20 protein-coding genes are annotated in these 22,758 nt (G+C 70.8%); 11 read left to right on the top strand and 9 right to left on the bottom strand.

Annotated elements, in window-relative coordinates; translation table 11 throughout:
- Positions 1–108 precede the first annotated feature (108 nt).
- Positions 109–1,503, top strand: coding sequence for an FAD-binding oxidoreductase (locus ADY59_RS16605; RefSeq protein WP_049563094.1), 1,395 nt, complete (start codon positions 109–111; stop codon positions 1,501–1,503).
- Between the two features lie 30 nt (positions 1,504–1,533).
- The gene (locus ADY59_RS16610) at positions 1,534–1,890 is read left to right on the top strand and encodes a DUF1801 domain-containing protein (protein WP_049563096.1); all 357 of its coding nucleotides are present in this window, start codon (positions 1,534–1,536) and stop codon (positions 1,888–1,890) included.
- A 49-nt stretch (positions 1,891–1,939) separates the two neighbouring features.
- On the opposite strand, the gene ADY59_RS16615 is transcribed toward ADY59_RS16610, so the two are convergent.
- From ADY59_RS16615 to ADY59_RS16630, 4 genes are read right to left on the bottom strand one after another with little or no spacing between them, the layout of a single operon-like run.
- Entirely contained in the window at positions 1,940–3,343 is a 1,404-nt protein-coding gene (locus ADY59_RS16615) for a phenylacetate--CoA ligase family protein (RefSeq protein WP_049563097.1), read from the bottom strand.
- Positions 3,340–4,014 (bottom strand): flavodoxin family protein, encoded by a 675-nt coding sequence (locus ADY59_RS16620; RefSeq protein WP_049563099.1) that lies wholly within the window; start codon positions 4,012–4,014, stop codon positions 3,340–3,342. The genes ADY59_RS16615 and ADY59_RS16620 overlap by 4 nt, the downstream gene beginning before the upstream one ends.
- Before the next feature lie 19 nt (positions 4,015–4,033).
- On the bottom strand, positions 4,034–4,243 hold the full coding sequence (locus ADY59_RS16625) for a DUF6052 family protein (RefSeq protein ID WP_049563100.1): 210 nt from the start codon (positions 4,241–4,243) through the stop codon (positions 4,034–4,036).
- Positions 4,227–5,555: a phenylacetate--CoA ligase family protein gene (locus ADY59_RS16630; protein ID WP_049563102.1), complete on the bottom strand. Its 1,329-nt coding sequence runs from the start codon at positions 5,553–5,555 to the stop codon at positions 4,227–4,229. Before ADY59_RS16630 ends, ADY59_RS16625 begins: the two co-directional genes overlap by 17 nt.
- Before the next feature lie 267 nt (positions 5,556–5,822).
- Between ADY59_RS16630 and ADY59_RS16635 the strand changes: the two genes are divergently transcribed.
- The 6 genes from ADY59_RS16635 to ADY59_RS16660 all read left to right on the top strand — a co-directional run bounded on the left by ADY59_RS16635 (position 5,823) and on the right by ADY59_RS16660 (position 13,142).
- Entirely contained in the window at positions 5,823–6,932 is a 1,110-nt protein-coding gene (locus ADY59_RS16635) for a serine hydrolase domain-containing protein (RefSeq protein WP_049563103.1), read from the top strand.
- Between the two features lie 251 nt (positions 6,933–7,183).
- Positions 7,184–8,341: an epoxide hydrolase family protein gene (locus ADY59_RS16640; RefSeq protein ID WP_049563105.1), complete on the top strand. Its 1,158-nt coding sequence runs from the start codon at positions 7,184–7,186 to the stop codon at positions 8,339–8,341.
- Positions 8,342–8,459: 118 nt separating this feature from the next.
- Positions 8,460–9,839: an FAD-dependent oxidoreductase gene (locus ADY59_RS16645; protein ID WP_049563156.1), complete on the top strand. Its 1,380-nt coding sequence runs from the start codon at positions 8,460–8,462 to the stop codon at positions 9,837–9,839.
- A 224-nt stretch (positions 9,840–10,063) separates the two neighbouring features.
- On the top strand, positions 10,064–11,305 hold the full coding sequence (locus ADY59_RS16650; protein WP_197093689.1) for an acyltransferase family protein: 1,242 nt from the start codon (positions 10,064–10,066) through the stop codon (positions 11,303–11,305).
- A gap of 25 nt (positions 11,306–11,330) precedes the next feature.
- Entirely contained in the window at positions 11,331–11,894 is a 564-nt protein-coding gene (locus ADY59_RS16655; RefSeq protein WP_049563108.1) for a dihydrofolate reductase family protein, read from the top strand.
- 174 nt (positions 11,895–12,068) lie between these two features.
- Positions 12,069–13,142, top strand: coding sequence for an NAD-dependent epimerase/dehydratase family protein (locus ADY59_RS16660; RefSeq protein ID WP_049563110.1), 1,074 nt, complete (start codon positions 12,069–12,071; stop codon positions 13,140–13,142).
- 65 nt (positions 13,143–13,207) lie between these two features.
- On the opposite strand, the gene ADY59_RS16665 is transcribed toward ADY59_RS16660, so the two are convergent.
- The 5 genes from ADY59_RS16665 to ADY59_RS16685 all read right to left on the bottom strand — a co-directional run bounded on the left by ADY59_RS16665 (position 13,208) and on the right by ADY59_RS16685 (position 18,991).
- Positions 13,208–14,455 carry a cytochrome P450 family protein gene (locus ADY59_RS16665; protein WP_049563111.1) on the bottom strand — a complete coding sequence of 416 codons (1,248 nt, stop codon included), beginning with the start codon at positions 14,453–14,455 and terminating at the stop codon, positions 13,208–13,210.
- Between the two features lie 86 nt (positions 14,456–14,541).
- Positions 14,542–15,744: an acyltransferase family protein gene (locus ADY59_RS16670; RefSeq protein WP_331459486.1), complete on the bottom strand. Its 1,203-nt coding sequence runs from the start codon at positions 15,742–15,744 to the stop codon at positions 14,542–14,544.
- A 96-nt stretch (positions 15,745–15,840) separates the two neighbouring features.
- A complete protein-coding gene (locus tag ADY59_RS16675; RefSeq protein WP_049563113.1) occupies positions 15,841–17,061 on the bottom strand; it encodes a class I SAM-dependent methyltransferase in 1,221 nt (406 codons plus the stop codon).
- Positions 17,062–17,114: 53 nt separating this feature from the next.
- On the bottom strand, positions 17,115–18,227 hold the full coding sequence (locus tag ADY59_RS16680) for a DegT/DnrJ/EryC1/StrS family aminotransferase (RefSeq protein ID WP_049563114.1): 1,113 nt from the start codon (positions 18,225–18,227) through the stop codon (positions 17,115–17,117).
- Positions 18,224–18,991: a class I SAM-dependent methyltransferase gene (locus ADY59_RS16685; protein WP_063780683.1), complete on the bottom strand. Its 768-nt coding sequence runs from the start codon at positions 18,989–18,991 to the stop codon at positions 18,224–18,226. Before ADY59_RS16685 ends, ADY59_RS16680 begins: the two co-directional genes overlap by 4 nt.
- A 261-nt stretch (positions 18,992–19,252) precedes the next feature.
- Here ADY59_RS16685 and ADY59_RS16690 point away from each other — a divergent pair, with 261 nt between their 5' ends.
- The 3 genes from ADY59_RS16690 (at position 19,253) to ADY59_RS16700 (ending at position 22,708) form a co-directional block, all read left to right on the top strand.
- Positions 19,253–19,681, top strand: coding sequence for an enediyne antibiotic chromoprotein (locus ADY59_RS16690; protein ID WP_049563118.1), 429 nt, complete (start codon positions 19,253–19,255; stop codon positions 19,679–19,681).
- A 218-nt stretch (positions 19,682–19,899) separates the two neighbouring features.
- Positions 19,900–21,120 carry an acyl-CoA dehydrogenase family protein gene (locus tag ADY59_RS16695; protein ID WP_049563121.1) on the top strand — a complete coding sequence of 407 codons (1,221 nt, stop codon included), beginning with the start codon at positions 19,900–19,902 and terminating at the stop codon, positions 21,118–21,120.
- A gap of 10 nt (positions 21,121–21,130) precedes the next feature.
- A complete protein-coding gene (locus tag ADY59_RS16700; RefSeq protein WP_049563123.1) occupies positions 21,131–22,708 on the top strand; it encodes a 4-hydroxyphenylacetate 3-hydroxylase family protein in 1,578 nt (525 codons plus the stop codon).
- Positions 22,709–22,758 lie beyond the last annotated feature (50 nt).

Here is a 22,758-nt window from a genome sequence, read left to right on the forward strand (position 1 = left end):
CTGATGTGCGAGACCGGAACCGCATTTTGGAAGACGTGTCACGGGCGGTCGCGTGCGAAGCTGGACAACGGCCTGACACGCGGGCACCCGAGCTGGAGGCTGACGCTCATGACCGTGGTTGACGAGCCGGGCACGATCATCGCCTCGCCCGGCGATCCGGCGTACGACGCGGCCACGCGGGTGTTCAACCTCGCGGGCCCGCTGCGGCCGGTCGCCGCCACCACCGTGCGTACCGTGGACCAGGTCAGGGCCGCCATCCGGCACGCGAGCGCGGCCGGGCTCGGGGTGCGGGTGCACAGCACCGGGCACGGCGCGCCCGCCGGCCGGGCCATGGACGGCGCCCTGCTGATCCGCACCCGGATGGACGGCGCCGTGGAGATCGACGCGGCCCGCCGGGTGGCGCGCGTGCCCGCCGGGACCGAGTGGGCCGCCGTCGTGACGGCCGCCGCCGCCCACGGGCTGGCCGCGCCGCACGGCTCGGCCCCCACCGTCGGCGTGGTCGGCTACCTGCTGCGCGGCGGACTGAGCTTCTACGGCCGCAAGCACGGGCTGGCCGCCAACAGCGTCCTGGCGGTCGAGCTCGTCACCGCCGACGGCGAGACACGCCGTGTCGACGCCGCGTCCGACCCCGAGCTGTTCTGGGCGCTGCGCGGCGGCGGAGGCGGCTTCGGCGTGGTCACGGCCGTCGAGGTCAGCCTGTTCCCGGCGGCCCGGGTGGTCACGGGCGCCGCCTACTGGCCGGCCGAGCACGCTCCCCGGCTGCTGTCGGCCTGGCGCCGGTGGGCGCTGGACGCGCCGTGGGAGGCCGGCACGTCGCTGCGGGTGATGAACCTGCCGCCGTTGCCGGAGATCCCGCCCGCGCTGAGCGCGGGCCCGGTGCTGTGCGTGGACGGCGTGGTGCTCGGCACCGAGGCCGGCAGCGGGGGCGGCACCGAGGCCGCAGAACGGCTGGCCGCCGACCTGCTCGGGCCGCTGCGCGCGATCGCGGAGCCGGTGCTCGACACGTGGGAGACGACCACCACCGCCGCGGTGCTCGACGCGCACATGGAGCCGGACGAGCCCATCGCCATCGCCGGCGACCACCTGCTGCTGCGCGAGATCGGCGACGACGGCGCCGCGCGCCTCCTCGACCTGATCGCGGACCCGGCCGGCTCGCCGCTGGTCACCGCCGGGCTGCGGCAGCTCGGCGGCGCCTACGCGGCCCCCGCCGCGCCCGGCGGGGCGCTCGACCGGCTCGACGCCGCCTACGCCTACTCGGGCGCGGGCGTGGTGCTCGACGAGCCCGGCCTGGCCGCCATCCGCGACCGTTGCGCCCGGATCCGCGAGGCGCTCGCCCCCTGGGACACCGGCAGGACCGCACCCACCTTCGTGGAGGACCGCGACCAGCCGCAGGGGCACCTCGGCCCGGACCAGATCCGCGCGGCCGACCGCGTACGGGAGCGGGTCGACCCGGCCGGACTGTTCCGCGGCGATGTCACGCCGAACGCATCCGCCCTGATATAGAAGCCGTCACCATCACAAGGAGGTCTGCCCATGGGTAACCCGGACGTCGACGAGTTCGTGAAGACCAGGGTCTCCCCGGAGTACAAGGACATCGTCGAGGGGCTGCGCACGCTGATGGCCGACGCGGCCCCTGACGCGCGCGAAGTGCTGACCTACGGGTCCCCCTCATGGCGCGACAAGAAGGTCCTGGCGATCATCAGCCTGAGCAAGACGCACGTCACGTTCGCGTTCGAGCGGGGCGCGAGCTTCGAGGACGCGCACGGCCTGCTGGCCGGGTCGGGCAAGCAGACCCGGCACGTCAAGCTCAAGAAGACGGCCGACCTGGAGACGCACGACGCGGCGCTGCGCGACTACATCGCCCAGGCCGTCAAGATCGACAAAGAGTAGGACGGCGCGCGGGAAGAGCCCGTCCGGCCGGCGGCCGGACGGGCTCCTCTCACGTCGTGATCGCGTAGCGGTGAGCCACCTCGCGGGCCACCAGCGCCACCCGGTCGGGCGCCGACCGGTTGTCGAGGATCCTGGCCGCCTTCCAGCTGGTGAACGAGCCGGTGTTGGTCACCGGATCGAGGCCGGCGTCCACGCTCACCCCGGCGCGCACCCCGGCCAGCTCGCGCAGCCGCGCGGACACGCCCTCGCCCACCTCGCGCGGGTCGCCGCTGACCTCGGGCAGCAGATCCAGGCGGACGGTCACCTCGTCACCCGGATCGATGACGATCTGGTAGCCCAGGCAGCCCCGCACGCCGCTCAGCACGGCGCTCTCCAGCTCGGCGGGCTGCAGCGTGGCGCTGCCCAGGTGGATGCGGTCCGCCACGCGGCCGATGACCTCGACGACCGGCCCCGGCAGGGGCGCGCCGGGCGGCGCCGGCGTGATCCGGACCAGGTCCCCGGTGCGGTACCTGATCAGCGGTTTGATGCCGTCGATCAGCATGGTCAGGACCAGCTCGCCCTCGCCCGTCTCACCCAGCGCCTCGCCCGTGTCCGGGTCGACGACCTCGGCCAGGTAGTTCGGCTTGGACAGGTGCAGGTCGCCGGTGATCGCGCCGGTGGCGATGCACAGCGCCTCCTGCGAGCCGTACAGGGCGGGGTAGACGGCCGCGCCGGGCCAGAGCGAGGTCACGTTCGCCCGGAAGGCGCCCGTGCACACCTCGCCGAGCACCAGGAACATCGACACCGGCAGCCGGTCGAGGTCGTAGCCGTAGTGCAGGGCGGCCTTGGCCAGGCTCAGGCACAGGGCCGGCGCGCACACGAGGACCTCGACGCCCAGCTCCTCGATGAGCCGCAGCGCCTTGCGGAAGCCGACGCGCGGCGACTCCGGCCAGATCTTGACGTGGCAGATGCCGAGCTCCGCGGTGACGGCGCCGAAGACGTCGCCGAACGCGTACAGCTCCGACGGGCCCATCAGGCCGACGACGGGCTTGCGGTCGCCGAAGCGGGCCGCGAACAGCCGCCGCCAGGCTTCGGCGACGGCGGAGTTGCTCGTCATGACGTCCCTGGGACCGCGCGGGCAGGGCGTGGACGCGCCGGTCGTGCCGGTCGTCTCGTAATAGACGGCCGCCTCGGCGATGTCGCCGGACAGCACGTCGTACATCTCCCTGCGCAGGTCGTCCTTGGTCGTGAACGGCAGCAGCGGGAGCGTGCGCGGGGTCACCCGCGCCAGGTCCACCCCGGCCAGGTGCCGGCGGTAGAACGGCGAGCGTGCCGTGACGTGCCGCAGCACGCTCGCCAGCCGCCGCTCCTGCCAGCCGGCCCAGTCGTCCTGCGACATCGCCCCGGCGTAGAACCTGGCGTGCAGCCGCCGGTACTCCTCCTCGAACGCGCCGTCGTCCGCCGGCGCGCTCACATGCGCTCCCGCGCCGCGTTCCAGGCCAGCCCCTCGCGCTCGTTGCGTTCGGGCGGGGGCAGGATGTCCTGGCGTCCGGTGAGCTCCCGGTAGTCGTCCAGCAGCTCGATCATGTCGATCATGCGCTCGACCTGGCGGCCCACGTTGATGAGGCCCTCCTCGTCGAAGGCCGCGTCGCCCTTGTGCAGCGCGTGCACCGTGGCCGGGAACCCGGCGCCGACGACGATCATGCGGTTGAGCAGGGCGTTGGCCATGAGCTGGGCCCAGACCTCGCCCGCGCTGTAGCGCCGGGCCAGCGCGATGATCCCGGCGACCTTGTTGCTGAGCGGCCGGTCGAAGCGCAGGTAGCCCACGCCGGCCCGCTCGATGAAGGTCTGCATCAGGCTGGACGTGCCGAACCCGTGCACGGGCGCTGCGTAGATGATGGCGTCCGCCGCGATCATCTTGTCCACGACGCCGGGCACGTCGTCGGTCTGCACGCACCGTACGACGCGGTCGTTGCAGTCACCGCACGGGCCGCAGCGCAGCATGTCGATGTCACGCAGGTGGATGGTCTCGAACTCGACGCCCCGCCGGAAGGCGACGCCCGCGGCGTACGCGAGCACGTCGGCGGTGTTGCCGTCGCGTTCCGACCCGTTGATCGCGACTATCTTCTTCGTCCTGCCGGCCATGATTGCGCCTCCTCCGGGCTCAGACGGGCTGCTCTGCGCTCCATTTGTGCGAGTAGAACCCGAAGTCGAGCGCCTGCCCGTCCAGTGCGGCGTGCAGTTCGGCCACGGCGGCGCGCGCGGCGGCCACGACGGAGGGGACCCCGCAGGTCTCCGCGAGCTCGTGCAGCGTCGCGTAGCAGTCGCGGAGCTGCCGCTCCTGCTTGTCGGAGAGCTCATCTGCGTTCGTCATGGAACCTCGCCGCCTTCAGTTCGAACCGGGGAAGGGTGCCCGGAGTCACGAACTCCACGTCCGGGCGGATGCCGATCTCCTGCTTCATCGTCGTGCTGACGCGGGTGCCGAGGTCGGTGACGTCCAGGCCGGGGATGTCGTCCGGCTCGACCCGCAGCACGATCGTGTCCAGGCCGCGGATCGTGCGCAGCACCACCTGGTACTCGCTCACCTCGGGGAAGGCGCGCAGGACGTCCTCGACCATCACGGGGGTGACCGAGACGCCGCGGATCTTGCGCATGTCGTCGCGGCGGCCGAGGATGCCGCCGTCGAACCAGTCCCAGGTCCGGCCGCAGCCGCACTCGCTCCACGGCCGCTTCACCACGAGGTCGTCGGTCCAGTGCCGGAACAGTTGCATGCCCTCGCGGCCGAGGCCGGTCGTCACGCGGATGCCCTCTTCGCCGTAGCCGACGGGCCGGCGCGTGTCGGGGTGCAGCACCTCTTCGATGACGCCCGACTCGATGATGTGGCAGCCGCCGTTCAGCCACGGGCACTCGAACATCGACACCGTGCCGAACTCGGTCGTCCCCGCCGCGTTGAACACGCGCGCGCCGAACGCCTCGGAGATCGCCTGCGTGGTCGACTCCGGCCGCGGCTCGCCACCGGCCATGATGATCTTGACGTTGGCGTCCCGGGCCAGGTCGACGCCCATCTCCCGGGCCGTCTCGATCAGCCGCATGGCGTAGCTGGGCGTGCAGCCCAGCACCTCGATCTGCAGGTCCACCAGGATGCGCACGCGGGCCTTGGAGTCGAGCCCGCCCGCCGGGACGACCCGGCAGCCCATCCGCTCCAGCCCGTAGTGCATGCCCCAGAACCCGATGAACAGCCCGTAGCCGAAGGCGACCAGGCCCTTGTAGCCGGGACGCACGCCCATGCCGTGCAGGACGGTGCACCACAGGTCGACGCCCCAGGTCCAGTCGCGCTGGGTGTCGAAGGTGCGCACGGGCGGGTCGCCGCTGGTGCCGCTGGTCTGGTGGTGCCGGATCGCGAACGAGGGGTCCATCGACGGCCAGGTGCCGTACGGCGGCGCCGTCTCCTCCGCCGCGATCAGGTCCTTCTTGTACAGCAGCGGCACCCGCGCGAAGTAGTCCTCCAGCGAGTCGAGCCGCTCGGGCAGCCGGTCCCGCCAGAAGGGCGAGTTCGCCCTGGCGTGGGCGAGCGCGAGTCGCAGCTTGCGCCATTGCCAGGCGGCCAGCTCCTCGCGTGGCATGGTCTCGGTCTTCTTGTTCCAGTAGCCGGCCGTGGCCGGTCCCGGTGGCGCGAGCAGTGCCATCAAGCCTCCCTCACGCGCGGTGATGCGAAATCAACCGGATGCGATATCAACCGAATGAATAGCGTTACGAATCATGCTTTACTGGCACATCTTGCTGGCCGGGCCGGCCCGGCTGCATCTCCGAGAATGCTGGACGTGCAGCCGCCGATTTCTCCGAGATTGCGGCGTTCATCTGTTCGGTTGTCCGGCGACCTTTTCTCTCAGCAAACTGTCTGTGAATGGCCCTCAGTTGAGGCGAGGACATCCACCATCAAAGGGAACGGGACCATGAGCGATCTCCAGCGGCAAGTTCAGGGGACGATCGACCAGCTAGTCGAATCCGGAGCCGAGACGGGTCTGCAGGTCGCCGTCTACCGTCACGGTGAACTGCTGGCCGACGCCGTGTCAGGTGTCGCCGACCAGGCGACCGGGCGGCCTCTCACCTCCGACACACCGATCTACGCCACCTCCGCGGGCAAGGCACTCACCTCGACGGTGGTGCACGTGCTCGTCGGGGAGGGCGTCTTCGGGTACGACACCCCCATCGCCGAGATCTGGCCCGAGTACGGCGCCAACGGCAAGGAGAAGGCGACGATCCGGCACGCGCTGACCCACACCGTGGGCACGCCCGGCGTCCCCGAGGACACCACCGGCGACGACCTGACCGACTGGGACAAGATCGTCGGCGGGCTGGCCGCCGCCGAGCCGTGGTGGGAGCCCGGCACCAAGACCGGCTACCACGCCCAGACGTTCGGCTACATCATCGGCGAGGTCGTCCACCGCGCCACCGGCAAGCGCATCTCGCAGGTCCTGCGCGAGAAGGTGTCCGGGCCGCTGGGCGTGGCCGACGAGCTCTACCTGGCCGTGCCGGAGTCCGAGATCGACCGCGTGGCCCCGCAGGTGCAGGTCGGCGACCCGGTCGACCTCGACATGCTGGCCCAGATGATGCCCACGTACTTCAAGGCCGTGCCCAAGGCCGTGCAGTTGTCGGCCGAGCTCGTCAACCGGCGCGACTACCTCGGCGCGGAGATCCCGGCCGGCGGCACCATGAGCGCGCGGGCGCTGGCGAAGCTCTACGCGGCGCTGCAGAGCGAGGTGGACGGGGTCCGCCTGCTCACGCCCGAGCAGCTCGAAGAGGTCTCCGCGCTCGCCGTCGAGGACGTGGACCAGATCTTCGGCCACCCCACCCAGTACGCGCTCGGCTTCGGTCTCGGCCGGCCCGTGGAGAACGGCCCCGACCCGAAGACCGTGATCGGCTGGCCCGGCGCCGGCGGCAGCCACGCCGAGCTGCACCTGCCCAGCGGCATCGCGTTCGCCGTCACCAAGACCCGGTTCAGCCCCGGCGACTACTCGGCCGTGGCCCAGGTGGCGGACGTCATCACCAAGGTCACCGCCTAGCACCGGACCGCCGGCGCCGTCAGCGTGGCCGGCGCCGGGACATCGGCCCGTCCGGCCTGCCGCCCCTGGCGGCGGACCGGACGGGCCGCCCGCATGTCCGGAGGGCGGCCGGGCGGGCCGCAGAGCGGGCGGATGCCGCACGTCGCGAGATGCGTGCGGGAGCGGGCGGGGCCGACGATGACGTCGTGGGGCCAGAGGCGCGCGCGGTCCTCGCCCCTCCCCCAGACAGCTCTAGCGAACCAGGGGCACACATGCGTCCGTTCCGTATCGACATCCCGCAGGACGACCTCGACGATCTGAACCGGAGACTCGCCGCCACCCGGTGGCCGGACGAGCTGCCCGGTGTCGGCTGGGACCGGGGCGTGCCCCTGGACTACCTCAAGGAGCTGGCCGAGTACTGGCGCACGGGCTTCGACTGGCGCGCCGCCGAGCGGCGGCTGAACTCCTTCCCGCAGTTCACCACCGAGATCGACGGCGCGAACGTGCACTTCGTGCATGTCCGTTCCCCCGAGCCGGACGCCACGCCGCTGATCATCACGCACGGCTGGCCGGGCTCGGTCGCCGAGTTCCTGGACGTGATCGGCCCGCTGACCGACCCCGCCGCGCACGGCGGCGACCCGGCCGACGCCTTCCACGTGGTCATCCCGTCCATCCCCGGGTACGGCTTCTCCGGCCCGACGAAGGAGACCGGCTGGGACGTGCCCCGGGTGGCGCGGGCTTGGGCCGAGCTGATGAGCCGGCTCGGCTACGACCGCTACGTCGCGCAGGGCGGCGACTGGGGCAAGGTGATCTCGCTCCAGCTCGGGCTGGCGGACCCGGCGCACGTGGCCGGGGTGCACATCAACATGCTGGTGACGTTCCCGCCGCCGGACCCGGCCGCGATGGCCGACCTGAGCGCGGACGACCTCGCCCGGCTGGAGCACGGCGGCCGGTTCCAGCAGGACGGGGTCGGCTGGCAGAAGATCCAGTCCACCCGCCCGCAGACGATCGCGTACGGGCTCACGGACTCCCCCGCCGGGCAGCTCGCCTGGATCGTGGAGAAGTTCAAGGAGTGGACGGACTCCGACAAGTCGCCCGAGGACGCGGTGAGCCGCGACGACCTGCTGACGAACGTGTCCATCTACTGGCTGACCGCCACGGCGGGCTCCTCCGCCCAGCTCTACTACGAGTCCTCCTACGGCGACGCGGCGTTCGTCCGGACGTGGGGCGGGCCGTGGCCGCTGGCCATGCCGGTCGCGGTGGCCGTGTTCCCGGCGGACGCGACCCGGCCGATCCGCCGCTTCGCCGACCAGGCGCTGCCGACGATCACGCAGTGGACCGAGTACGACCGGGGCGGCCATTTCGCCGCGCTGGAGCAGCCCGGCCCCCTGGTCGGCGACATCCGCGCGTTCGCGCGCTCCCTGCGATGACCGTCGCCGGGCGGCCGGGAGCGTACGGGTCCCGACCGGCATTTCAGGAGATGCACCCGCACACCGGGCGGCGTGACGATGGTTCTGCCGACGATCAGAAACGTGGGAGGTGACCGCGATGGCCGTGGGAGACCGCGCGGTGGTGCTCGGTGGCAGCATGGCGGGCCTGCTGGCGGCCCGGGTGCTCGCCGAGGCGTATACGGACGTGCTGGTGGTGGATCGTGATTCCCTGGTGGGCGTCAGCACCGCCCGGCGCGGGGTGCCCCAGGGGCGCCACGTCCACGGGCTGCTCGCCCGGGGCCAGCAGATCCTGGAGGAGCTGTTCCCCGGCTTCACCGAGGGCGCCAAGGCGGCCGGCGTGCCGACCGGCGACCTGGGTGAGCTGCGCTGGTTCTTCAACGGCGTCCGGCTCGAACCGGGCACCACGGGGCTGGTGTGCGTGTCGGCGGCCCGGCCGGTGCTGGAGAGCCAGGTGCGGGCCCGGGTCGCCGAGCTGCCGAACGTGACGTTCGTCGAGCGGTGCGACATCGCCGGCCTGGTCGCGACGGCCGACCGCGCCCGGGTGACCGGCGTCCGGGTCCGGCCGCAGGACGGCGACCGGGAGGAGCTCATCGAGGCCGACCTCGTCGTCGACGCGACGGGCCGGGGCTCGCGCACGCCCGTGTGGCTGGAGGAGTTCGGCTACGAGCGGCCCGCCGAGGAGAAGGTCAAGATCGACCTGACCTACACCACGCGGCACTACCGGCTGCCCGACGAGAGCATCCTGGACGGCGATCTGTCGATCAACCCGGTCTCCGGCCCCTCGCACCCGCGCGGCGCCTTCTTCTCCCGGATCGAGGGCGGCCGCTGCGTGCTGTCGCTCACCGGGGTTCTCGGCGACAGCGCGCCCGCGACCCACGAGGGCTTCATGGAGTTCGTCAGGTCGCTGCCCGTGCCGGACATCTACGAGGTGATCCGGGACGCCGAGCCGCTCGACGACCCGGTGTCCTTCAGGTATCCGGCCAGCGTCCGGCGGCACTACGAGCGGCTGGAGCGCTTCCCCGACGGGCTGCTCGTGCTGGGCGACGCCGCGTGCAGCTTCAACCCGGTGTACGGCCAGGGCATGACGGTGGCCGCGCTGGAGGCGCTCACGCTGCGCACGCACCTGCGGCAGGGCGTGGAGCCGCGTCCGCTGAGCTTCCTCAAGGACATCTCCGCGGTGATCGACGTGCCGTGGAACATCTCGGCCGGCGGCGATCTCAGCTTCGCCGAGGTGGCGGGGCCGCGCCCGGCGATGGTCAAGATGATGAACGCGTACATGGCGAAGCTGCAGGTCGCCGCCACCCGCGACGGCGCGGTGACGAGGACCTTCATGCGGGTGGCCGGTCTGGTCGACCCGCCGCAGGCGCTGATGAGCCCCGGCATGGTCTTCCGGGTGCTGCGGAACGGCATGCGCGGGCTCGCCCCGGCGCCGTCCTGGACGCCGAGCCCGGCGCCCGGGGAAGCCGTCCGCCGCTGATCGTCACTGCAGAAAAGCGCGGCCTGTTCCCATAACTCAATATCCCGCAATTCAGGAGATGTAGTTCACCGATCGGCCGTGCTGATATCGACGCGTAGCAATAAACGGATACGGCCAGAAAAGTGCCGATGAAACACTCCTGATGGGAGCACGCGATGGTGGCAACAGCCCGCGCTAGCGGTGGCGGAACCGCTGAAGGCGAACGCCTTCCCAGATTGGAAGGAGTGCGCGGAGTCCTCGCTCTGGGAGTTCTCGTATTCCACGCAGCCTGGCTGTCCGGCGACTCCAGCTTCATGGACCAGCCGGGCAACGGGATCTGGGGCGTCCTGGCCGACGGGCTGGCCGTGTGCCTGCCCCCCTTCTTCGTCCTGTCCGGCCTGTTCCTGTACAGGCCGTTCGCCCGCGCGGCGATCGCCGGCACCAGGCGGCCGGCGATCCCCGCGTTCCTCACCAGGCGGGCGTTGCGCATCCTGCCCGCGTACTGGCTGGTCCTGGCGGTCGCGCTGCTCGCGATCAACCTCAACGGCATCGCGAACGTGTGGGACGTGCTGCGCCCGTTCCTGGCGATCCACTTCTTCTGGCAGGAAGGTCAGCCGATGACCGGCCTCCTGCACACCTGGACGGTGCCGACGGAGCTGACGTTCTACCTGGCCATCCCGCTGCTGGCGTGGATCTCCGGCCGGCTCGCCCGGCGCCGCGAGGACCTGCGGGCGCGGCTGCGCTGGATGATGGTCACCCCGGTGGCCGTGCTGGTGCTCGGGCTGGCCTGGGTGACCTGGACGAACCTGCCCACCTTCACCGGCCCGTACGAGCTGTGGTTCTGGCCGTTCTACTACATGAGCGCCTTCGCCTGCGGCATGCTGCTCGGCACCCTGTCGGCCTACCAGGACGCCTCGGGCCGGACGCCCGGCCTCTACCGGCTGGCCGCCCGGCGCCCGAACCTGTTCTGGCTGGGCGCGGCGGCCGTCTACCTGGCGTACGCGCCGCAGCCGTTCGGCACCCCGGGCGCCGGTGACGTGCCCGCGCTGGTCCAGGAGCTGGTGGGGCACTCGCTGGTCCTCGTCTTCGGCGTGCTGTTCATCGTGCCGCTGACCGTGCCGCACGCCAAGTCGCGCCTCATGGACGTGACGCTGGCCAACCCGGTGATCCGCTATCTCGGGCGGATCTCGTACGGCATCTACCTGTGGCACGTCGTGCTGCAGGAGGTCTTCCTGCGCAACGGCAACATCTTCGGCACGACTCCGGTCGACGCGACCCAGTTCCGCGGCACGGTCGGCTTCTGGGAGCTGGCCCTGTTCGTGCTGGCGACCAGCGTCGCGCTCTCGACCGTCAGTTACTACGCCCTGGAACGTCCCGTCATGAGACTGTGGACGCGGTGGTTCGGCAAGAGCCGCCCCGCCGAGCCGGTCGCCCAGGCCGCGCCCGGCGTCCCGGTGGCCGCCGCCTCCGACAGCGTCCGATCGTAGCCATCCACCTCTCTGGAGTCGCCCCATGCGCAAGGTCATCGCATCGGTCATCATGTCGCTCGACGGCGTCATCGAACGGCCCGAGGAATGGTCCATGGACTACTGGAGCGACGAGGCCGAGAACCACGCCCTCGCCACGCTCAAGGCCGCCGACGCCCTGCTCATGGGGCGTGTGACGTACGAGGGCTTCGCCGAGGCCTGGCCCGGGATGGAAGACGGGGGCGAGTACGCCGCCCGGATGAACAGCCTGCCCAAGTACGTCGTCTCCGGCACGCTGGAGAAGGCCGGCTGGAACAACAGCACCGTACTCGGCGGCGACGCCGTCGGGGAGGTGACGAAGCTCAAGGAGCAGCCGGGCGGCGACATCCTCATCTACGGCTGGGGCCGGCTCACCGCCACGCTCATCGAGCACGGCCTCCTCGACGAGGTGCAGATCTGGCTCCACCCCGTCCTCGTGGGCAGCGGCGGCGGCGGCGAGCTGCTCTACAGCGACGGCACCGCGGCGCCGCTGAGGCTCGCCGGCGCCACGCCGCTGGAGTCGGGCATCGTCATCCTCACCTACCGGACCGTCACGCCGGCCGCCGGCTGACCCCGTCCCCGAAAACACCCGGTCCTTTTCCAGGGCCGGGTGTTCTCATTTCTCCGGCAGGAAGCTGACCGGCGCTGCAGCTTGCTGAAGCCGGACAATCTTATTCAACGGCCCTCGATCCGGGATATTGGAGTTGTCGAAGAAAATAAAACACCCCGTGAAAGGGATGAAGAAATGTCGAACGCAAACCTGGCGCAGCTCAGCCCGAGGCCCACCCGCGTGGTCGTGACCGGCGGCTCCGGATTCATCGGCAGCCACCTGGTGGAGCGGCTGATCGCCCGCGGTGACGAGGTGACCGTCTTCGACAGCGGCCCGCTGCCCGAGCACCAGCACCTGGCCCGGGCGCACGCCAGGCTCGTGCGGGGTGACGTGCGCAACCCGGAGGACCTGGCCAGGGCCATCGGCAAGGGGGTGGACGTGGTCTACCACCTGGCGGCGGTGGTCGGCGTGGACCAGTACCTGGCCCGCCCGCTGGACGTCATCGACATCAACTTCCAGGGCACCCGCAACGTCCTGGAGGCGGCCGCGCGGGCCGGGGCGCGCGTCGTGGTGGCCAGCACCAGCGAGGTGTTCGGCAAGAACCCGGCGGTGCCGTGGACCGAGGAGGCCGACCGGGTCCTCGGCTCCACCTCCGCCGACCGCTGGACCTACTCCTCCGCCAAGGCGCTGACCGAGCACCTGACGTTCGCGTTCGGCCGCCAGCACGACCTGGAGACCACGATCGTGCGCTACTTCAACGCCTACGGCCCCCGCCAGCGGCCCGCGTTCGTCCTCAGCCGCAGCGTGCACCGGGCGCTCAACGGCCGCGCCATCGTCCTGTACGACCGGGGCGAGCAGACCCGCTGCTTCACGTACGTGGACGACGCCGTGGAGGGCACCCTGCTGGCCGCCTCGCACCCGGCGGCCGTCGGCGAGTCGTTCAACCTGGGCAGCATGGTGGAGACGAGCATCAGGGACGCGGGCGAGCTGGTGGCCAAGCTGACGGGCGCCGAGGCCGAGGAGATCGCGGTCGACACCCGCACCGCGCTCGGCTCGGCCTACGAGGACGTGCCCCGGCGCATCCCCGACAGCTCCAAGGCGCGGCGGGTGCTGGGCTGGGACTGCGCCACCTCGCTGGAGGATGGGCTGCTGCGGACGATCGCCTGGGCCAGGGCGAACCCGTGGTGGCTCGCCCAGGACGACACCGGCGCCGGCGCCGCCAAGCCGCTCGTCACCGCCCGCCGGGCCTACGAGCTGGCCGCCGCGTGACACGGCGACGGAACGCGACGATCCGGCCCGGTGCTCCGGGCCGGATCGTCGCGTGTGCGGGCGGGTCAGCGGGCGCCGGCCGTGGCGGGCACCGCCGCGGTCAGGCGGACGGGCAGGGCCTGGTGGCCGTTCATGATGAAGGTGGGCAGCGGCACCAGGTCGTCCACCGGCACCGCGAGGCTCAGCTCGGGGAAGCGCTCGAACAGCGTCGAGAGCCCCGTCTGCGCGACCGCGCGGGCGATGCTGGCGCCGAGGCAGTAGTGCGGGCCGTAGCCGAACGACAGGTGCTCCTTGTCGGGCCGGGTGATGTCGAACCGGCCGGCCTCCTCGCCGTGCAGGGCCGGGTCGCGGCCCACGGCGCTGTAGTTGATGAGGATCGGGTCCCCCTGCGGGATCGTGACGCCGTCCAGGTGGATGTCGGTGACGGCGTAGCGCAGCGGCAGGTGGACGAGCGGCGAGTCGACCCGCAGGGTCTCGTCGATCACGTCGTCCCACGTCGCCCGCCCGGTCCTGACCAGTTCGAGCTGGTCGGGGTGGGTGAGCAGCGCGGTGATGGCGTTGTCGAAGAAGTTGATCGTGGTCTCGGAGCCCGCGCCCAGGATCGCGAAGATCGTGTCGGTGAGCTCGACCTCGGACAGCCGCGATCCGTCCTCGTCCCGGGCGGCCACCAGGTCGCTGGTGATGTCCTCGCCGGGGTTGCGGCGCTTCTCGGCGATGAGCTCCTCCATCGCGCCGCGCCAGCCGAGCAGGATGCCCTGGGCCTGCTCGGGGCTCACGGTGGTGTCCACCATCATGTCGATGACCTTGGCGGTCTGCACCCGGGCCGCCTCGGACATGCCGATGAGGTCGGCCACCAGCATGGCCGGCAGCGGGTAGGCGAAGCTCTGGCGGAGGTCGACCACCTCGCCCGGCGGCACGGCCGCCAGCGCGTCCAGGAGCTGGTTGGTCAGCTCGGCCATGCGCGGGCGGATCGCCTCGGTGCGGCGCGGCGTGAACGCCTTGCCGACGAGCTTGCGCAGCCGCACGTGGTCCTTGCCGTACGCGGTGACCATGTTGTCCATGGCCACCCAGCTGATCATCTCCCAGTCGGGCGGGATCTCCCCGTTGACGAAGGCGGGCCAGTGGTTGCGGGCGCTCTTGGTGACGTTGGGGTCGGTGAGCAGCCGCCTGATCGCGGCGTGGGTGTTGACGGACCAGGCGATGACCCCGCCCGGCAGCTCGACCTGGGTCGCGTGGCCCTGCGAGCGCAGCTGGTCCGTCTCGGCGTGAATGTTCTTGCCGGTGGTGTCGAGGACCGGGCAACGTCTGTTCACGGCAGTCTCCTGGGTCTTGTCGGATCTTGTCACGCGGATGCCCACCGCTGACGGGGTGGGCATCGCGGGCACGGCAGGGGGAAGGGTCACTCGGCCGAGGAGGCGGCGGGCACCGGCGTGCGCGGCGCCTCCTGCGGCGGTGGCGCCTTCTTCGACCGGCTCCAGTGCCGCATCGCGGGCGCCTCGACCAGCTTGTGCAGCAGCCAGGCGGCCACCACGTTGACCGCGATGAGGCCGAGGATCAGCAGGGTGCCGCCGACCGGCCCGTACTCGGTGTCGCCCAGCACCGCCTCGCGCAGCCAGTAGAGCACCACGGCCTGGGTCATGTAGAAGGCGAAGGAGACGGTGCCGAGCCAGACCATGACCCTGCTGCCCATGAAGGTGCGCCGGCCGCGCAGGTTCGCCGCGGCGTAGGTGCCGATGGCCAGCCCGAACGGGATCGCGGTGACCAGCGAGATGCTGTACGGCTCCGGCACCCACAGCGTGGCGGCGTAGGCGGCCACGAGCAGGGCGATGACCGGCGCGACGCCGATCCTGGGCCACCGGCCGCTGATCACGATCCTGGCCAGGACCATGCCGAGCACGAACTCGAACAGCCGCGCCGGCGGGAACATGTAGACGAACCAGAACTGCGTCAGCGCCAGCGCCTCACCCGGGTAGCGGGGGGAGTCGGGCAGCAGCGTGAGCGTGGCCACGCAGACCGCCGCCATGGCCACGACCACGAGGGCCGCCGAGAGCCACAGCCGGTTCTCCCTGATCTTGGCGATCGGGATGATCAGGAACGGGAACAGCAGGTAGAACAGCAGTTCCGAGCTCAGCGACCAGGCCGGCATGTTGGCGCCGCCCCACAGGTTGGGGTCGGGCGAGAAGGAGTTGACCAGGAACAGGTTCGGCAGGCCCCACAGCGGCGTGAACGACGCTGCGAACAGCAGCATCGCCAGGCCCCAGGTGACGACGTGGTTGGGCAGGATCTTCACCGCCCGCCGCCGCCAGAAGGACGTGGTCCGGCCGCCCGGCCGCCAGGACCAGGTGATGACGAAGCCGCTCAGGATGAAGAAGAACGACACCCCGATGTAGCCGCCGGGGTAGAAGAGCCAGACGAGGGTCTGCGTGATCCCGTCGTCGCTGTAGGGCGTCGCGGGATTCTGATTTCCTGACGTCATCGGATAGACGACGTGACTCATGAAGACCAGTAACGCGGCGATGATACGTAGGCCGGTCAATGCGGGAAGGTCGGGGCGGCGCTCTCCGAGAGCGCCTGTATGACTGATTTCCGCCGCCACAGACACCGTGGGTTCCTTTCTCTCGGACCGCCCGGCTGGGGGAATTACCTAAATGGTGGGCGGCCACCCCGCACGGCGCATCTCCACATGTGCTGAAAACGCTCAGACGATATGCACCTCGGGCACGTAGAGAAGCCACCGGCCGCCGCGCGCGGCGAACGCGCGCTCTTTCGCCATGATCTCCTCGGCGTGGTTCCAGGCGAACAGGATCGCGTAGTCGGCATCGCTCTCCGCGAACACGGCAGGGGTCACCACGGGGATGTGCGACCCGGCCACCACCCGGCCCTGCTTCGACGGCGTGGAGTCGCACACGAAGGGGATGACGTCCGGGCCGAAGCCGCAGTAGTTGGTCACCGTGGTGATCTTGGCGGGGGCGCCGTAGCCGACGACGGTCCTGCCTTCGGCGCGCAGCGACCCGACGAGCGCGGTCAGCTCGTCGCGGATGCGCTCGGCGCGGCGGGCGAAGGCCTCCAGCGTGGCGTGCTCGCCCAGCCCCTGGGCGGCCTCGGCGGCCAGCAGCGCGGGCACGCCGGGGCCGACCGGGCGGGCGCCGGGCTGGCCGAGGGTGTAGCGCATCGAGCCGCCGTGCAGCGCCACCGGCTCGGCGTCGACGAGTTCGAGCCCGTACGGCTCGGCCGCGGCCTGGATGGCACGGACGGAGAAGACGAAGGAGTGCTCGTCGTAGAGGATGTCGAAGGCGGTCTGCTCGATGACGCTGCCCAGGTAGGGCTCCTCGAAGACGAAGACGCCGCCGGGCCCGAGCAGCTTCTTGGCGCCCTTGAGCACCGAGGCCAGGTGGGAGATGTGGGCGATCACGTTCGCGCCGAACATCACGTCGGCCGGGCCGTGCTCGGCGCGGATCGGCCCGGCGGAGGACTCGTCGAAGAACTGCGACAGCACCCGCACGCCGCGCGCCCTGGACATCTCCGCCACCTGGGTGGACGGCTCGATGCCCAGATGCCGCACCCCGGCCGCGGCGATGGTGGCGAGCATGACGCCGTCGTTGCTGCCGATCTCCGCGATGAACGGGTCGGGGCCGGTCAGCTCCTTGTCCAGGAAGTGCCGGGCCAGGCCCTCGAAGTGCCGGCTGTGCACCACCGAGTTGGAGGCGTGGTACGGGTATTCGTCGTGATATCTGACTTCCTGGGGAATGTCCGCCATCAGCTGGACCATGGTGCATGTGTCGCACATTCCCACGACCAGCTGGTAACGAAATTCATCGGCCACCTGGCCGGCCCGGGGGAAAGCGTTTCCGCGGGGCTGGCGGCCCAGGTCGACAAACGCCTTGACCGGCCCGCTGCAAATTCGACAGGAAGCGTCCATGAATAGACGTTAACATCGGCCCGGCGCGAACCTTTATCGGCGATTGCCATGAGTCACCAGCCGGATCTTATGGTGTGCGCGACCCGCGCCCGGTCCTCGTCCGACAGCCACCAGCCGACCGGGATGTTGACCACGCGGTCGTGCACGGTCTCCAGGCCGGGCAGCGGCTCCGGAGCCGGGCGCACGCAGCCGTGCGCGTCGTTGCGCCGGCACACCACGCTCGCCGCGATCCCGGCGCCGGCCAGCTTGCGGATGAAGGCGGTGCGGTCCTCCACCAGGACGGGGTAGAGCCAGAACGACGAGTCCAGCCCCGGTGTCCGCGCCGTCAGCTCCAGGCCGGGCACCCCGGCGAGCTCGGCGTCGTAGTAGGCGGCGTTGCGGCGGTGCCGGGCGATCCGGTCGTCCACCACGGTCAGGCTGCCCAGGCCGATGGCCGCGCCGATCTCGTTGAGGTAGAAGTTGTAGCCCCACTCGGGCACGTCGTAGTCGGCGTGCACGCGGTCGGCGTCGCGCTCGATGCCGAAGAAGCGCAGCCGCCGGGCGCGCCGCAGCGACCGCTCGTCGGGCAGCACGAGCAGGCCGCCGGTGCCGCAGCTCAGGTGCTTGGTCGCGTGGAAGCTGTAGACGCACAGGTTGCCGTGGTTGCCCAGCGGGCGGCCGTGCACGGTGGCGCCCCACGCCTGGGCGCAGTCCTCGACGACCACCGGGCGGTGGCCGTGCGCCGCCTCGGCGTCGTCCAGGATGCGGGCCAGGCGATCGACGTCCACGGGGAAGCCGCCCCAGTGCACGATCATGATCGCCCTGGTCCGCGGGGTGATCTTCTTGGCCAGGTCGTCGAGGTCCATGTTGAGGGTGGCCGGGTCGACGTCCACCCAGGTGACGCGCTGGCCGCCGGCCAGGATGCTCCAGTTGGACGCCTCGAAGGTGAAGGGGGTGCTGAGCACCTCGCCGCCCGGCTCGTCCGCGGCCCCCGCCAGGCGCAGCGCGAGCTGCAGCCCGGAGGTGGCGTTGTTGAGCGCGGCCACGTGCGGATTGCCGAGCCGGTCGCCGAGCTGCCGCTCGAACTCCTCGACCAGCGGCCCGTGCCCGAGCATGCCGCTGTCCAGCACGGCCGTGACCCGGTCGGCCGTGCCGTCCGCCACCTCGACCTTGAACAGGGGGATCACCGCGCGGATCCGTCCCGCCGCACGCCGAGGAACAGGGAGCGGCCGGCCAGCAGCGGCCCGGTCTCCTCCAGGCACTCGGCGGTGAAGCCGGCCCGCTCGAAGGCCGCCGCGTACTCGGCGCGGGAGAACAGGCTCATCACCTGGGTGTGCTCGAAGTGGCGCACGCCGGCCCCGTCGGCCACCAGGTAGTGCGCCTGGACGCGCACGGTGTCGCCGTCGCGGGCCGACCTGGCCACCCTGGCGATCGTCCGGCCCTCCTCGCGGACCACGTCGTCGCCGATGTGCCCGTCGGCGAAGCCGTCCCTGAAGTACCACGGCTCCACGATCAGCACGCCCCCGGGCGCCACGTGCCGGCCCATGCTCGCCACCGCGGCGTCGAGCTCGCCGGTGCCCGACATGTAGCCGACCGTGCTGTAGAGGCTGCACACGGCGTCGAAGACGCGGCCGAGCCGGAAGTCGCGGATGTCGCCCGGGTGGACGGCGACCCCGGGCAGCTTGGCCCGCGCCCTGGCGCGCATCGCGTCCGACAGCTCCAGGCCCTCGACCCGGGAGAAGCGCTCGCGCAGCGTCTTGAGGTGCTCCCCCGTCCCGCAGGCCACGTCGAGCAGGGAGTCGGCGTGCGGCACGCGCTCACGCACGAGGCTCGTCACGATGTCGGCCTCACCCGCGTAGTCCTTGCCGCGCCGCAGGTAGAGCAGGTCGTAGATCTCGCTGATGTCGTCGCCGTAGACGTTGGCGTCCCGGGTGATCTGGTCGATGGTCACAGCCGCTCCCAAGCGATGAGCCGTGCCGTACGGACGGGCACACTGGTCCGGATTCTCCCGGCTGCGCGGCCCGGTGTCTTATCCGGCATTGCTCGCCTGCGGATAGCCCATCTTCAAACAGAACGCAAGGCGATCATTGACAAGATGCAGTCACCGCGATTGCAGCATGCTGAATTGATTTCCTCTGGAAAGCCCCCCGCCGATGCCGCAGAGTTGTACTCACGACGGCGAAACAAATCGCCCCGAAAAAAGGAGTAAAGAATGACGCGCAAGACTGGTCTGATTGCCAAGCTGGGTCTCGCCGCCGCGGTCACCTGCGGTCTGGCCTTCGCCACCAGCCCGGCGGCCTCCGCCGCCGCGCCCAGTTTCTCAGTCTCTCCGGCCTCGAACGTCCAGGACGGCGCCACTGCCACGGTGACCGTCACCGGGGCGCTGCCCAATGCCGAGTTCGGCATCGCCACCTGCGCGACCACGGCGTCCGGCGCCGCCTGCGACGGGGGCACGGCCACCTCGTTCACGACGGACGCGAGCGGCTCGGCGACGATCCCGCTCAAGCTGAACCGCCAGTTCGACGGCGTCGGGTACGACGGCACCCCGGTGGGCCCGGTGGACTGCTCGGCCTCCTCCTGCTTCGTCGGCGCCGGCAACAACAGCCAGGTGCTCGGGGAGGTGGCCATCTCCTTCAACTGACCGCCGAATGGATAAACGACGGGAGAAAGGAATTCGACCGCCCCGGCAACCGGAATTGCCCGGCCTGTGAAAGCCCCCGGCCCAGGAACTGCTTCCTGAGCCGGGGGCTTCGCCGTGCCCGCGCAGAACAGCACGCCGGGAGATGCGCGGCCAAATCGTGGATGTGACGCTGACGGCATGCCCGATTCGACCACGAAACCGTGAGGACGCGCATAGCGATGGGTGTCGACACCACTGTTTTCGAGCATCGCCTCGCCGAACCGCCGGAGCCCGGACTCACCCCCGAGGACGTGGTCGCCAGGGCGGAGGCCATGATTCCGGCACTGGCCGAGCGCCAGGCCGAGACCGAGCGGCGTACCTTCTACGCCGAGGACGTCCACGAGGAGTTCTCCAGGGCGGGCTTCTACCGGATCCTGGTGCCCCGCCGATACGGCGGCTACGAGTTCGGGATCGACACCTTCGTCCGCGTGGCGATCAACCTCACCAGGGGGTGTCCCTCGACGGGGTGGATGTTCTGCCTGGGCGCCGCGCACGCGCTGCCGGCCGCCACGATCTTCGACGAGCGCACCCAGGAGGAGATCTTCGCCTCCGGGGAGTTCATCTGCCCGGCGACCGTGATGCCCGGCGGGACGGCCGAGCGCACGCCCGACGGCGACTGGCTGATCGACGGCACCTGGGGCTACTGCTCGGGCTCGCCGTACGCCACCCACTTCATGGGGCACGCGCTGATCGAGTCGGGCGAGCCCGTCATGTTCATCGCACCCCGCAGCGAGTGGACCCGCCTCGACGACTGGGGTCACGCGCTGGGGCTGAAGGGCAGCGGCTCGCACAGCATCCGCGTCGCCGGCGGCCGCGTCCCCGACCGATACGTGCTCAAGCACCACATGAGCCAGATCGACGTCACCGGCGGCACTCCGGGCCGCGAGCTGCACGGCCCCGAGTACGGCGGCGGGCAGCTCAGCTTCATGGTCATGGAGGACGCGCTGCTCGCCGTCGGCATGGCCAAGGGCGCGCTGGACGCCTACGAGGACCTCATGCGCACCCGCACGACGCCGTTCCCGCCGATCGTGACGCGTACCGAGGACCCGGACTTCCAGCTCACCTACGGCAAGGCCGCCGGCCTGATCGCCACGGCCGAGGCCGCGACGACGGACGCGGTCCGGCAGTGGCGCGAGGCGAGCGCCCGCGGCCCGGCCGCCGTCACGCACGAGCACGAGCTGAAGCTGGCGGCCATCTGCCAGGAGGCCGTCGCCCTGTGCTGGCGGGCGGTCGAGTCGCACCTGTTCCCCACGGCGGGTTCGAGCGCCGTGCGCGCCGGCGAGCGCGTCGAGCGGGTGTGGCGGGACATGTCGATGTTCGTCACGCACGCCGGCCTGTCCACCTACCTCGCCAAAATCGCCAAACGCGATCTGGCCAAGGCCCGGTTCGGGCTCGAATAGGGGAAATGCCATGACAGACCTGCAGGACGCGCCACCCGTTCCGGACTCCCGGCCGAAGACCCGCCCGATGACCGGCGCCGAGTACATCGAGAGCCTGCGCGACGACCGGGCGATCTACCTGTACGGCGACCGCGTGAAGGACGTGACGGCGCACCCGGCCTTCCACAACCCGATCAGGATGACCGCCCGGCTCTACGACGCGCTGCACGACCCGGAGCGGCGTGACGCGCTCGTCGTGCCGACCGACACGGGCAGTGACGGCTTCACCCACAGCTTCTTCACCACCCCGCGCAGCGCCGAGGACCTGGTGGCCAACCAGCGCGCCATCGCCGCGTGGGCGCGGATGAGCTACGGCTGGATGGGCCGCAGCCCCGACTACAAGGCGGCCTTCCTCGGCACGCTCGGCGCCAACGCCGAGTTCTACGAGCCGTTCGCCGACAACGCGCGGCGCTGGTACCGGGAGTCGCAGGAGAAGGTCCTGTTCTGGAACCACGCGATCGTGCACCCGCCGGTGGACCGCAGCCGGCCGCCGGACGAGGTCGCCGACGTCTTCGTGCACGTGGAGAAGGAGACCGACGCCGGCCTGGTGGTGAGCGGGGCCAAGGTGGTGGCGACGGGATCGGCGCTGACCCACTACAACTTCATCGCCCACTACGGCCTGCCGATCAAGGACAAGAAGTTCGCCCTGGTGGCGACCATCCCCATGCACGCGCCGGGGCTGAAGCTGATCTGCCGGCCCTCCTACTCCGCCGCGGCGACCGTGATGGGCAGCCCGTTCGACTACCCGCTGTCGTCCCGGCTGGACGAGAACGACACGATCCTCGTCCTGGACAAGGTGCTCATCCCCTGGGAGAACGTCTTCATCTACGGCCACCTCGGCAAGGTGCAGCTGTTCACCGGCCGATCCGGCTTCCCCGAGCGCTTCACCTTCCACGGGTGCACCCGCCTGGCGGTGAAGCTGGAGTTCATCGCCGGCCTGCTGGCCAAGGCCGTCGAGATCACCGGCACCAAGGACTTCCGGGGCGTGCAGAGCCGCATCGGCGAGGTGCTGGCCTGGCGCAACCTGTTCTGGGGACTGTCGGACGCGGCCGCGCGCAACCCCGTCCCGTGGACGAACGGCGCGGTCCTGCCCAACCCGGAGTACGGCCTGGCCTACCGCTGGTTCATGCAGACCGGCTATCCCCGGGTCAAGGAGATCATCGAGCAGGACATCGCCAGCGGCCTGATCTACATCAACTCCAGCGCCGAGGACTTCAAGAACCCCGAGGTGCGGCCGTACCTGGACAAGTACCTGCGCGGCTCCGGCGGCATCGACTCGGTCGAGCGGATCAAGGTGATGAAGCTCCTCTGGGACGCCGTGGGCTCCGAGTTCGGCGGCCGGCACGAGCTGTACGAGCGCAACTACGCGGGCAACCACGAGAACACCCGCGTGGAGCTGCTGGCCGCGCAGACGGCGAGCGGCCAGGTCGACGGCTACAAGGCCTTCGTCGACCAGTGCCTGAACGAGTACGACCTGGACGGCTGGACGGTGCCCGACCTGTCGTCCTTCGACCACATCCGGCAGGCCAAGAACGGTCTGCACTTCTGAGCCCGTGACGAAAGCGCCCCCGGGGATTCCCCGGGGGCGCTTCCGTATGT

The organism is Nonomuraea sp. SBT364, assembly GCF_001083785.1.
GTDB lineage: Bacteria > Actinomycetota > Actinomycetes > Streptosporangiales > Streptosporangiaceae > Nonomuraea.